This window comes from Bacteriovorax sp. Seq25_V, assembly GCF_000447795.1.
Lineage (GTDB): Bacteria > Bdellovibrionota > Bacteriovoracia > Bacteriovoracales > Bacteriovoracaceae > Halobacteriovorax_A.
The window spans coordinates 207517-220745 of record NZ_AUNI01000019.1; the positions used below are offsets into that span (position 1 = coordinate 207517).

At 38.3% G+C, this 13229-nt stretch carries 12 protein-coding genes; 8 read left to right on the forward strand and 4 right to left on the reverse strand.

The window, feature by feature from the left end; genetic code table 11:
* Positions 1-26: 26 nt before the first annotated feature.
* The 6 genes from ftsH to M900_RS12400 all read left to right on the forward strand — a co-directional run bounded on the left by ftsH (position 27) and on the right by M900_RS12400 (position 6812).
* The gene (gene ftsH / locus M900_RS12375) at positions 27-1934 is read left to right on the forward strand and encodes an ATP-dependent zinc metalloprotease FtsH (RefSeq protein ID WP_021275201.1); all 1908 of its coding nucleotides are present in this window, start codon (positions 27-29) and stop codon (positions 1932-1934) included.
* 3 nt (positions 1935-1937) lie between these two features.
* A complete protein-coding gene (locus tag M900_RS12380; RefSeq protein ID WP_021275047.1) occupies positions 1938-2801 on the forward strand; it encodes a dihydropteroate synthase in 864 nt (287 codons plus the stop codon).
* Positions 2802-2829: 28 nt separating this feature from the next.
* On the forward strand, positions 2830-4287 hold the full coding sequence (locus tag M900_RS12385) for a S8 family serine peptidase (protein WP_021275230.1): 1458 nt from the start codon (positions 2830-2832) through the stop codon (positions 4285-4287).
* A gap of 194 nt (positions 4288-4481) precedes the next feature.
* Entirely contained in the window at positions 4482-5351 is an 870-nt protein-coding gene (locus M900_RS12390) for a serine protease (protein WP_021275086.1), read from the forward strand.
* A gap of 85 nt (positions 5352-5436) precedes the next feature.
* The gene (locus M900_RS12395) at positions 5437-5793 is read left to right on the forward strand and encodes a hypothetical protein (protein WP_157680654.1); all 357 of its coding nucleotides are present in this window, start codon (positions 5437-5439) and stop codon (positions 5791-5793) included.
* A gap of 134 nt (positions 5794-5927) precedes the next feature.
* Positions 5928-6812 (forward strand): serine protease, encoded by an 885-nt coding sequence (locus M900_RS12400; RefSeq protein WP_021275259.1) that lies wholly within the window; start codon positions 5928-5930, stop codon positions 6810-6812.
* Between the two features lie 213 nt (positions 6813-7025).
* Here M900_RS12400 and M900_RS12405 read toward each other — a convergent pair whose 3' ends face one another.
* Positions 7026-7394, reverse strand: a complete 369-nt coding sequence (locus M900_RS12405) for a helix-turn-helix domain-containing protein (protein WP_021275040.1) — start codon at positions 7392-7394, stop codon at positions 7026-7028.
* A gap of 105 nt (positions 7395-7499) precedes the next feature.
* On the opposite strand from M900_RS12405, the gene M900_RS12410 reads away from it, so the two are divergent.
* Together M900_RS12410 and ygiD are read left to right on the forward strand one after the other, a co-directional pair.
* Positions 7500-8357, forward strand: coding sequence for an SDR family oxidoreductase (locus M900_RS12410; protein WP_021275246.1), 858 nt, complete (start codon positions 7500-7502; stop codon positions 8355-8357).
* Positions 8354-9127 carry a 4,5-DOPA dioxygenase extradiol gene (gene ygiD, locus M900_RS12415; RefSeq protein WP_034732612.1) on the forward strand — a complete coding sequence of 258 codons (774 nt, stop codon included), beginning with the start codon at positions 8354-8356 and terminating at the stop codon, positions 9125-9127. The genes M900_RS12410 and ygiD overlap by 4 nt, the downstream gene beginning before the upstream one ends.
* Positions 9128-9159: 32 nt before the next feature.
* On the opposite strand, the gene M900_RS12420 is transcribed toward ygiD, so the two are convergent.
* The 3 genes from M900_RS12420 to M900_RS12430 form a co-directional block, all read right to left on the reverse strand.
* Positions 9160-10491, reverse strand: a complete 1332-nt coding sequence (locus M900_RS12420) for a TldD/PmbA family protein (RefSeq protein WP_034732614.1) — start codon at positions 10489-10491, stop codon at positions 9160-9162.
* Positions 10488-11873 carry a TldD/PmbA family protein gene (locus M900_RS12425; protein ID WP_021275154.1) on the reverse strand — a complete coding sequence of 462 codons (1386 nt, stop codon included), beginning with the start codon at positions 11871-11873 and terminating at the stop codon, positions 10488-10490. Before M900_RS12425 ends, M900_RS12420 begins: the two co-directional genes overlap by 4 nt.
* Positions 11874-11942: 69 nt before the next feature.
* Positions 11943-13220, reverse strand: a complete 1278-nt coding sequence (locus M900_RS12430) for a cyclic nucleotide-gated ion channel (protein ID WP_021275258.1) — start codon at positions 13218-13220, stop codon at positions 11943-11945.
* Positions 13221-13229 lie beyond the last annotated feature (9 nt).

Below are 13229 nucleotides of genomic sequence, written 5' to 3' on the forward strand. Positions count from 1 at the left end.
TCTAACATTTCGAATAAAGGATTATGATGAAAAATCAACAAAAAACATTACTACTGTGGACTGTTTTCATCCTCATGGTTTTAGCAATTTCTAAAGTTGCAACAGAGGGAAGGCAAGTTTACAAACCTGTCTCTTACCCTGACTTTATCTCTTCAGTAGAAGCAAAGCATGTAGAGAAAGTTATCTTCAAAGGTAAGAACACAATTCTTGGTAAATTTAATCAAGGGTATGAAAATGGAAGCTGGTTTCAAACTACTGGTAACACTGGTCCAGAGACTTTCCATATCCTAAGAGATAATAAAATTACTCCAGAGTATGAAGAGGAAGAAAAGCAGACAATGCTGACTACTTTTCTTATTCACTGGGGACCAATGATCTTCTTATTTGTTATCGTGATCTTCTTCCTGAAGCAACTTCAATCAGGTGGCGGAAAAGCGATGAGCTTTGGAAAATCTAAGGCACGTATGCTCTCTCCACATGACAAGAAAGTTACTTTCGCAGATGTATCAGGTGTTGAAGAAGCGAAAGAAGAGCTTGCAGAAGTTGTAGACTTCCTCAAGGATCCAAAGAAATATACTTCTCTTGGTGGAAAGATTCCTAAAGGTGTTATCCTAGTAGGTCCTCCAGGGACAGGTAAGACTCTTCTTGCAAGAGCTGTTGCTGGTGAAGCAAATGTTCCATTCTTTTCTATCTCTGGTTCTGACTTCGTTGAAATGTTCGTTGGGGTTGGTGCTTCAAGAGTTAGAGATCTTTTTGAGCAAGGAAAGAAATCAGCTCCATGTATTATCTTTATTGATGAGATCGATGCGGTTGGACGTCACAGAGGACACGGAATGGGTGGAGGCCACGATGAGCGTGAGCAAACACTAAACCAACTCCTTGTTGAGATGGATGGTTTCGAATCAAATGAAGGTGTTATTCTAATTGCAGCAACAAACAGAATTGACGTTCTTGATAGTGCTCTATTAAGACCAGGTCGTTTTGATAGACGTGTTACTGTTGGTTCTCCAGATGTAAGAGGAAGACTTGGAATCTTAAAGGTTCACACTAAGAAAACTCCACTTGCTGAAGATATTAATCTTGAAGTTATCGCTAAAGGAACTCCTGGATTCACTGGTGCTGACCTTGCAAATCTTGTTAATGAAGCTGCACTCTATGCTGCTCGTTATGGGAAGAAAAAGCTTGAGATGATTGATTTTGAACAAGCAAAAGATAAAGTTCTAATGGGGCCAGAGAGAAAGTCGATGGTAATTTCTGATCACGAAAAACGTGTTACAGCTTATCACGAAGCAGGACATACTCTTGTTGGTTTAAACCTGCCTAAAACAGATCCTATACATAAAGTTTCAATCATGCCACGTGGTGGAGCTCTTGGGGTTACTCAAACTCTTCCAAGTGAAGATATGCTAAACCTTACGAAAGAAAAAGGTGAGAACTTCATCGCTTTCTTAATGGGTGGACGTTGTGCAGAAGAGCTTATATTTGGTGAGATTTCAAATGGTGCTTCAAATGATATTGAAAAAGCAACAGGTCTTGCAAATGCAATGGTTTGTTCTTGGGGGATGTCTGAGAAATTAGGACCTAGAAATTATAAGAGACCTGGAGCAAATCCTTTCGGTGGTGCTCAAGGAGAAGGTGTTGGTTACTCTGAGCAAACGGCTAATGAGATCGATTCTGAAATTCATGCATTCATTGATAATAACTACAAGCTTGCGATGAAAATTCTAACAGATAACCGTGGAGCTCTTGAAAGAATCGCTGAAGGACTTATGGTCTGGGAAACTCTTGACCTTAAGCAGATCACAGACCTTGTTGAAGGAAAAGATATTGGAGTTCCAATCATCGAGAAAAAAGAAAAGAAGCCAATCATCGGTGAAGATGGATCTCTTATCCATGTTGATAAGAATATCCCTGATGATGGTGTGATCGCATAACTAATGCCAAATAACAAAGTTCAAATAATGGGAGTGATTAACCTCACTCCCAATTCTTTTTCTGACGGCGGTGAGCATCTTAGTGGCCAAGTCGTTGCAGATAAAATCAAATCTTTCACAGCTTATGAAAACCACATCATCGACATTGGGGTGGAGAGTACAGCTCCTTTTAATGACTCGATAAGCTTTAAAGAAGAAGTCAGCCGTCTTGATGAATTCTTCTTCCCAAGACTTTTAGAATTCAAAAAACTGGGAGTGCAGACATTTTCCTTCGATACCTATAAGCATGAGACGATGACTTATATTCTCGAAAAATTAAGTGGAAGTGAAAGTGATTTTAAAATCATTTGGAATGATGTTTCAGGTGTAATTGATCAAGAGTTAGTTTCAATTTTAAATAAGTATCCTGAGATCGAAATTGTTATCTCTCACAATCTTGCAGGCAAGCGTGCTTTCTCAGGTGAGCATATGGATTATGTTGATGAGTCTCTAACAACAGCATCGGTCATATCGTTTTTTAAGAAGAGAGTAGACAAGCTAGTTGAGTCGGGCATTGAGCCTGGACGAGTTTGGTGTGATCCGTGTTTTGGTTTTTCTAAAACTCAGGAGCAAAATTACCTGCTTCTGGATGAAATTCTTACACTCACTGAGTTTTATCCAAAGTGGCTAATTGGTATCTCAAGAAAATCTTTTCTCCAAAAACTTGTCCCAGGTTTTGAGCAGATGACTAAAGACCAACGGATTATTGGCTCAGAAGTCTTTCATCAAAATTATCTGGCCAATATAGTGAATACACTAGAGTCTAAGGAGATTATCTTTAGAGTACACGACCCAAAAAGCTTATCTTTTTTACAAATTCATAGCTAAGAATCTGAAAATGCTGTATTGCAGCATAATGAAAAAAATATCACTTAAAGTCTTACTTGTTCTTCTGTCTATTAATTACTCTTATGCACGTGAGGTCATTAATTATTTTAGTGATGGAAAGAGTATTTCAAAGAAAAGGGTCTATGATGGGGATAGACTTCTAGCGGAACATAATTATTCAATTGACGGTGAGGAAGTAACACGAACACTCTATGAATATAGAGAAGATGGTAGCTTTTATCGCATCAATTACATGAATAATTTTGAAAGACCAAAGAGAAAGGAGCTTGTTGCATTAAGGCAAGGTGAAGAAGTTGTTATTGAACGTTATGGTTTTGATAAGACAACTTTTGAGTTAGAAAATATCGACACTCTCGATGGGGATAGAGTTGTCAGTCGATATGTCTTTGCACAAGAAGGTGAGAACTTCACTTATCGTTTTAATTACGATGAGGATCGAATTATTGGCTTCGATGTTCTCGATACAAGCGGTGATGTTATTGGCGACTATGATCAGAGTATCATTGGGGATATTCCGGGGGGGCCTCAAGATGCAGTAGTGAAGATTGCTGTTATTGATTCTGGTTTTGATCACGGTCATGCTGATCTTCGCGATCATATCCTCATTAATCCAAATGAGAACTTTGATGGAGTTGATAATGATGGTGATGGTTTTGTTGATAATGTTTTAGGCGTTCACTATGATGCTGGAAATAACTTAAAATTCTCGACACCTCTTCAGGGCAGAATAATGGATCCAGGTCCTCGTTCATCACAGAAAGCGGGAGTGTATGGAATTCCTTTTGAAACAATAAACACTAATGCTACGGGACAGATTAACTCCCATGGTACACATGTTGCTTCAATTGCTCTTCGTGATCTTGAGTCTGCTTCACTGCTGGCCTTCGCTGGAGATTTTGGAGAGGCGAAATATCTCGATCTCATTTCTAAAAAACTTAAGGAGTCAAAAGTTGACTTCGTAAATATGAGTTTCTCTTTCCCTCATTTTTCTAGTGGCGATGTTGCACGTGAGACTTATCGAAGCTTACAAGAAATGTTCAAAAATAACCCTGAAACTATTTTCTTCGTTGCAGCTGGAAACAATGGGAGGCATTTTACAGCATCCCGTGACTCATGCCTTTACCCAGCTTGTTATCAGTTTGACAACGTGGTGACGATTGGGGCAACTGATAGCGATAAATTCGACGAGACGGGCAGTGAGAAAATGGCAGAATATTCTAACTTCAGTGAGACTTATGTTGACTTCTTTGCCCCAGGGACAAAAGTCAAGGCCGCGCTCTTGGGAGATATGCAAATTCGTTACAGTGGCACTTCGATGGCCTCACCTATGGCCTTGAATCAAGCGGCCAAGTTAAAGGAAGCATTCCCTGAACTGACAGCAAAAGAAGTTATCGAACTTATGAAAAAGAGGGCCACAAAGACCACTGGAATTATCTCTAAGTATGGTTTAATTAGACCCTATTAATAATCATATTATACGTGCGGAGCGGGGTGTGGGATAAAAATAGACACTGAACTGCGCGAGTTTACAGAGGTAACAGTACATTTTAAGCTAGTCTAAGGCCCTTATTCTCTATATTTTTTACATTCTCAAGCATATTTCCCCCACTGTTCGCCTTTCTCTACTAGAATGTTGCCGATTACCTAATCGGAGATTATATGCGTACAACATTACTTGTTTTACTACTTGCCTTTACTAACTCTGTTATTGCGAAGAATAAAGCAATCTATGGTGAGTTTAATGTTTTTCACACTGAAACCAGTCAGGATATCTCAATAAGAAAAAATGCTAAGGCCACGGCCCTTGTTGTTAATAAGTTCAGCATTGAGAAGATTACAGATAATTTGTTTGCTATGAATACAAAAACACTAGGCCAAAGGGCCCCTCTATGCGAAGGTAATCCATGGAAAGATGAAATTGCACTTGGTTCTTGTTCTAGTTTTCTAATTTCAAAAGATACTATCGTAACTGCAGGACACTGTGTTCAAAATGCACAGTGGGATTGTAATCAAAAATCTTTTATTTTTAATGTTGAATCGAAATTTTTCACTTCAACTAAGAAGCAATACTTTAGAAAGAGTGATGTCTATACTTGCTCAAAAATTCTTGCCCATGAAATTGATGCTGATAGTGGTATCGATCTCGCCGTTATTAAACTTGATCGCGAAGTCGAAGGTGTTACACCTTTAAAGTTATCTCGCACAGGTGATGAAAAACTTGGTACCTCGATAACGATGATTGGAAATCCATTAGGCCTATCAAGTATGACTTCTGAGAATGGAAGAATCAGAGCTTTTGAGGAGAACTTTTACGTGGCCGACCTTGATTCTTTTGCTGGCAATAGTGGTGCCCCGGTATTTAAAAATGATAGCAATGATGTAATTGGAGTTCTTGTTCGTGGCGAAGAAGATTTCGAATATAACGAAGAAACTGATTGTTTTGAGCAAGTAAAATGTCTCGAAGGTGAGTGTCGTGGTGAAGACATCGTTAAAGCATCTTCTGTTTTAAAATTAATCGAAAAAATTTAATTATCACTTGAATCTATGGTGCTATTGCAATTAAAATAGTGCCATGATCGTCCTTGGCCAAATCGTCCTTTTCACACAAAATAAAATGAGACTAACGTCTTTTCTCTCAGATTTATTTGATCTTGAAATTGATAATTCACGAGACTCAATCCGACTTGTGAATGAAGACCTTTCTTTTCTTATTATTGAAAGAGAGGAAAAATTAAATAATCAAGGAACTTTGATGTTAGATTTTTTCGTCTCTTCACTCGATGAGCTGCATCAAATTAAGGATAAGTATCAATTCCTAAATTATCGACAAAATTCATTGAGCACAGATGGTACAGCTTTAGGCCTTTCTACTCAACCAATAGAAATTAAAGAGGCCGGTGACATGAGCTTCTTCTTTTTTACTGATCCAGATCAGCGTCGCTGGAAAGTCTCCTATCTCGGTCCTCAATAATCTTTATTATTGCGCACTGCTGTTTCTAAAATAACCTAATCTTACAATTCTGTATGTAAGATATTGTAAGTTGTCTAACATTTCTCAAAGTAGTTTAATGCTTTTGTCAGATTTACATAGCAAAAGGAATATATATGACAAATTTAGGGAAGATGATTATCGCTTTAACTGTTTTGACTTTTTCAATGCCAGTAATCGCGATCGATAAAGTTATCTACGGAACAGATGACAGAAGAGACCTTTTCGAAGAAACAAACCCAATGTATCTTGACCTTGCAGCTTCAACTGCAGCAATGATTGAAAATGGAAAAGTTAGAAGTACTGATGAAGGTTTTGTTGTTGGTGGTACGACACTAGCTGAACGCGGAATTTGTGCTGATGCAAAATTTGCAGATCAAGCAACAACTGCTAATTGTTCAGGTTTTCTTGTTGGAGATGATCTTCTAGTAACAGCAGGTCACTGTATCAAGACACAATCAGATTGTAATACAAGCAAATGGGTTTTCGGTTACGGACACCAGACTTCAGATATTACAAGAGATATCAAAGTAACATCTGATGATGTTTACTCATGTGCTTCAATTGTTGAAAGATCACTTGAGTCTGGTTCAAAAATGGACTTCGCTCTAATTAAGCTTGATAGAAAAGTTGTTGGTCGCCCAGTTCTTAAAGTTAGAACTGAAGGTAAGATCGAAGCTGGACAAAAAATTGTTGTTATCGGTCACCCAACAGGTCTTCCAACTAAAGTTGCAGACAACGCGTGGGTAAGAAGCAATTCAAATGATGTTTACTTTGTTGCAAATCTTGATACTTTTGGTGGTAACTCTGGTTCAGCAGTATTCAATGCAGACACTGGTGTTGTTGAAGGTATCCTTGTTAGAGGTGAAGCTGATTATGTTTACGACTGGAATAAAGGTTGTAGAGTTCCTAAGCAATGTGAAAATGATTCATGTCGCGGAGAAGATGTAACAAGAATTACAAATATTACATCACTAATGAAAATCTTAACTTCTAATTAATATAACGGATTACATTTTAAGATCTTAAAAAAGGGAGAGTTAATCTCCCTTTTTTTATTTCAAACTGCTCCGATTAAATGGGGATGAATTTTCATTTGGCCTAAGAAGATTAGAAGCTTAAGGCCATAAAATCGTAACGGCCTAATAAATTTCGAGATATCAGCCTAAATATACTCAGTGTCTTACAGTTTTATCCCCATTTAACTGGAGCAGTTAAATGAGCTTCATTAAATTATCTTCAATCCAATTCGTCAGGCCAATGACCTGCTTTGAAAGATCAAGGCCTAATTCAGTTAGTGAATATTCAACATAAGGTGGGACCACATCATAAGACTTTCTATTAACTAATTTATCTTCTTCTAGAAGCTTTAAAGTTTGAGCAAGCATTTTCTCACTTACACCATGAATGGTCTTTCTAAGCTCACTAAAGCGCTTTATTTCACCGTCAGAGAGGGCCAGTAATATAAGTAGACCCCATTTACTAGTGATATGCTTTAAAATTTCACGCGAAGGGCACTTGTCAGAGAAGACATCTCCTCGATCAAATTTCTTTTTTACGTCTGCAACTTCCTGATTTTCCATGATTCTCTCACTTTTGTTTATACTTACTTTTTGGTGTGTACTTACTAAAAGTATGTTCAGTTGTTAATATAACACAATCAAGCAATATCACAAAGGAGTATTGATATGTACGCTATTACTGGGGCCTCTGGCCAACTTGGAAGACTAGTTATTGAAAAATTATTAGCACAAAACGTTGCTGCAAAAGATATTGTGGCCGTTGTAAGAAACCCAGCAAAGGTTAAAGATCTAAGGGAGAAGGGAATCGTAGTTAGAGAAGGTGACTATGAAAGACCGGAGCTTTTGGTACAGGCATTGGAAGGAGTTTCTAAACTTCTGCTAATTTCATCAAGTGAGGTTGGTAAGAGGTTGCCACAGCACAAGAATGTTATTAAGGCAGCGAAGGAAGCAAGTGTTCCTTTTATTGCGTATACGAGTATTTTGGCCGCGGATAAATCAACTCTTTCTCTAGCTGCTGAGCATATCGCTACAGAGAAGGAAATCGAGGCCTCTGGTCTTGAATATATTTTTCTAAGAAATGGTTGGTATACTGAAAACTATACAATGAGTGTGCCAACAGCTCTTGAATATAAAGTTGTTCTTGGAACTCTAGGAGAGGGGCGAGTGGCAAGTGCAAGTCGCGCCGACTTTGCAGAGGCGGCAGCTGTTGTTCTTACAAGAAGTACAAATGACAAGAAGATATATGAACTGGCCGGATCAAGTTCTTTTACACTAAATGAATTTGCAAAGGAAATTTCAAAACTTTCTGGAGTTGAAGTTGTGTATAATAATTTAGAGGCCCAAGATTTTTCGAAGGTTTTAAGCGATGCAGGACTTCCACAAGGACTCGTTGATATCCTTGTCGATTCAGAAATTCAGGCCCGCGATGGATGGCTTAATAGCGATTCAGATGATCTTGAAAAGTTAATTGGAAGGCCTACAACAAGTTTAGCAGAATCAATAAAGGATTTGGGTATTCTATGATGCCAGCACTTTTTATCGGACATGGCTCACCAATGAATGCTATTGCCGATAATAGTTATACTAAAATGTTAAATGGACTTGGGAAGAAATTCACTCGTCCAAAATTCATTCTCGTCGTGTCTGCGCACTGGCTTACAAATGGAACTTTTATCACGGCGATGAAAAAACCAGAAACCATTCATGACTTTGGTGGTTTTCCACGTGAGCTTTTTGAAGTTCAATATCCTGCTCCAGGAAGTCCTAGTGTCGCAACGCTTGTGCAGGAAGCTCTTGGCGTTGAGAGTAGGGTCCAATTAGAAGAATCGAAATGGGGGCTTGATCATGGGACTTGGTCTGTTCTGCGCCATCTCTATCCCAAAGCTGACATCCCAGTTTTACAATTAAGTATTAATCGCAATATGACCTTACAAGAACACCTTGAGCTTGGAATTAAGCTTCAAAAAGTTCGTCAGCTTGAAGGACTTATTGTTGGAAGTGGCGATATCGTTCACAATCTGCGAGCTATTAAATGGGAAGAGGATGCGAAGCCTTTTGAGTGGGCCCTTGAATTTGATAAGCTTGTACAAGAAAAAATTAAAGAAAGAGATTTCAATTTTCTAGTGAATGAATTTTTAGATACAGAAGCGGGAAGGCTTAGTGTTCCAACTCTCGATCACTATATCCCTCTGCTTTATGTTCTTGGCGCTAGTACTGATGAAGATGAGTTATTTTTTGAATACGAAGAAATTCAAAATGGCTCTATTTCGATGACTAGTTTTAGATATGAATAGAAAGTCCCCATGCAAGCATGGGGACTATTTCATTACTTTCCAGCAATCGAAAGTGAATTAAAGATAATTGTCGGCATAAAGAAAGTGTAATCTGATGTGTTGTGAAGCTTATCTCCAACAAAGAGAACATCTCCAAGAATCTTGTAGAAGTTCCCGCTTACTGTTACGTCTTTAAAGTACGAAACAATTTCGCCGTTCTTATAAACGCGTCCACTGACTCCTAGAGAGAACTCACCTGAAATTGAGTTTGTTCCACTATGAAGACCTTGAGCATTTGTAATCTCAATATAGTCGATATCTTTAAGCTTCGCTTCGCTATCAGGGCCTGTCTCGATAATGAAGTTAGAAAAAGTTGTTGATAGAGATGACTTAGGACCTCTCGAAGCACAGAAATTATTTGTCGCTCCGAGTTCACTTGCTGTTGCAGAGTTATGAATAAACGATTTTAAAACTCCATTTTCAACGAATGTATTTTTTTGCTTGTTAAAGCCTTCACTGTCAAATGGCATGACGTTAAACCCTTTCTCGTAGAATGGATCGTCAATAAAACTAATTCTTTCATCAATTACTTTTTGACCAATTTTATCTTTCCAAGGATTGATCTTATCAATAGCGCCTTTCGCACTTAGCATTAGTGCAAATGATCCGAAGATATCTTGGAAAAGATCAGGAGAAAAACTTACGTTATAATCACCTGTTGGAAGTTGTCCAGCATGTAAGAGGTTCTTTGCAACTTCAATTGATTCGTCAATACAATCATCAAAGTCTAGTTCTCTAAAGTCTCTTTTTACACTTCCTTTATAGTGCATTGAATTCTTATCACCGTCTTTTAAAAGTGCTGATGTAAAACATGAGTATGTTTTGGCCTGATAGCTACATCTTACACCGAGGCTATTTCCAAGGTGAACTTGAACCGTTCCTTCTGAAACACTATTGTATGGAGCATTTGTTGCAAGCTTTTCTCTTTTTAGGACTTCATTTTCAAGATAAAGTGCTTTTTCAATCATTTCATCTGGAGTCGGAGAGTGTTCAATATTTGCTTTCGGGTTTTTATCGCTTAAAGAATTTCCCTTCGCGACAATCCTTTGATGAGGGTCTTCCTTTGAGTACTTTGCATTTTCGAGGGCCTTTTTGATTGTCTCTTTAATCGAGTCGTCATCAAGTGCTTCTGTAAAACTTGTTCCTACTTTTCCATTTTGGATAACGCGAATTCCAAGACTGTGAGAATTGGCCTTCTTATATTCTCCTAGTTCTCCCTTGTCTGCTTTTAGAGAAAATGTGTCTTGCCCAGAAACAATAACGTCACATTCTTTTGCGCCAAGTTCATTGGCGAATTTTATTGTCTTGTCGATGTAATTAATCATTTTCCACCTCCAACAAGGATTGAATCAACTTTGATTGCTGGTTGTCCTACAGTTGTATAAACACCACCTGAAACTGATCCACAAACACCTGCTGCAAAATCAAGATTGTCACCAACCATTGAAATTTGTTTTAAAACTTCTGGTCCAGAACCAATAAGAGTTGCACCTTTTACAGGGATTGTGATTTTTCCATTTTCAATCAGGTAACATTCTTGGGCCGCGAAGTTGAACTCTCCAGTTCCTGGACTAACAGATCCTCCACCCATTTGCTTACAGTAAAGACCTTTATCAACTGAAGCGATCATATCTTCAAATTTATCTTTACCAGCTTCAATATATGTATTTCTCATGCGTGAAGTTGGTGCGTACTTGTAAGACTCACGACGACCAGAACCAGTTCTTTCGTATCCTGTCTTAATTGATCCCATCTTATCAACCATAAAGCTTGTAAGCTTTCCGTCTTTTATAAGTTGTGTTTTTTGTGTTTGCATCCCTTCATCGTCGATATTAATTGAACCCCAGTAGTTTTCAAGCGTTCCATCGTCAACAGCACTAACACAACTTGATGCAATCATTTCTCCCATCTTGTCGTGGAAGACTGATGCTTTCTTTGCAACAGAAGTTGTTTCAAGAAGGTGACCACAGGCCTCGTGAAAAATTACTCCACCAAAACCATTATCAATAACAACTGGCATATTTCCTGCTGGACATGGTTTTGCTCCAAGCTTTGTTACGGCCTCTGTTACCATCTTTTCTGCAATTCTCTTTGGGTCCATACTAGAGATGAAATTCCATCCCATCATCGCGCCTGGCGAATATGCTCCAACGTCTTGAACGTTACCATCGTTTGCGATAACACTTGTTCTTAGACGAATCCAATTTCTTTGGTCTGTTGTATGAAGTCCTTCTGAATTGAAGATTTCAATATCCTGCATATACATTGAAGCACCGGCAGTGACTTGTGTGATCTTATCTGAAAGGGATCTGGCATGAGAATCAATCTTGAAGAGGAATGGAATCTTTTCATCAAGACTAATTGATTGAGAAAGGCCACTAATTACTGGGTGTCTATCTTGTGGCTTGATGAAGTTGAATTCAGCAAATTCATGAATACGATCTCTAGCGTCTTTTGCACAAAGAGTAGAAACAATTGATGTTAAGCTTTCTTTGTCAGTGCTATTTGTGTATCCGTAAAGAACTTTTGTCCCAAAGAATAATCTAATCCCAATTCCAAAATTAATTCCCGATGATACGTCATCAACTTTTGAACTTTTGATTGTAAATGATTCGAAGTTTTGTTTGTCGATGAAAAGTTCGCAAAAATCTGCACCTTTCATCAGAGCATAATCAATCACTGATGATGCGGTTTCTTTGTTTAGCATAAAATACCTCCAAATATACTGAAGGTATTCTATCTTAATTCGGTTTAGACCGAAAGCCTTGGTGCATGATTATTTGCGGTCTGACGCACGTCTCGAAGATACTGACTCAATACTCTCAAGTAATTCAGGATGAGTCTCGATAATTTTTAGAAAATCATTTTTCTCAAGTTTATACACATCGCAGTAGTTTTGGGCCCTTACATTGGCATTACGTTTAGTCTCTTTCAAAAGGGCCGCTTCTCCAAAGAATTGTCCTTCATGTAGCGAGGCCACAACGTTACCGTCTTTTAGTATAACTTCGACAATACCGTGGGCAATAATATACATTTCATCACCAACTTCACCAATATTGATTATTGTTTGCCCAGGTCCAAAGAATTTTTGCTTAAGGGCAGCCGAGACATCTCTGAGGCATTGTTGTGTACAATTTCTAAAAAGAGGTAGTGTTCGGATGAGTTTGATATTCATGTAAATTTGAAGTTCTTGTTGAAGTGCTTGAGGAAGATCGTTGATAATTTTGTTGTCATTGTCTGTGAGGCGCTTATTAAAAACATTGTTGTAATAGCTTAAAACATTGTGTTGCAGACGGTCCGGAATATTGTAGTACTTCATGAAGTTGACGACATCATTCATTTTTTCACGCGCCTGTTCTTTGTAGCGCTCTCCGGCCGCGATCATTCTTGTCACATTACCAATAACAATCCCGTAAACACCAACTCCAAGAATCATTATCACCATGGTAAAGATCCTTCCATACATCGTCGTCGGTGTGATATCTCCATACCCAATAGTGGTGAGTGTCGTCACTGTCCAGTAAAGGGCCTTTATGTAGATATCCGCGCGATTGATTCCGGTTACTGGCTCAACTTTTAACCAAGCACAGCTGATCCAGTGAACGGCGATAACAAAGCAAAAAAATAGGATTCCAGTCTTAAGTTTTCTCGGAACGACAGTGAGTTTTCCGATAAATTGGAGAAGTCTAAATATTCTAACCATTCTAAAAAGGCGTAGAAGATTAAGGAGGCGAGTTGTCCCAGACAGCCCAAGTAAATAGCTAATTAACTCAAATGGAATTGAACAAAGAGAGTCTATAATCAAAAGGCCCCACCACTTGAATTTTTCTTCAGAATTTTTGAACGTGACTCGGCCTTTTCTTTTTTGTCTTAGTTGATAGATAACGTCGAATAAGAAGATCGAACTGATAATGACATCGAGAACAACTTGCCAGTTTTGGAGGCGAGTTTTAAAAGTGAACGAAAATGGTGCTTCGAGTGCTGTGATAGTAACAGCTAAAAATATCACCACCTGCCACGAAATTTCGCCTTTTGTAAGTTGATTAGTTCTCATAATTATCCT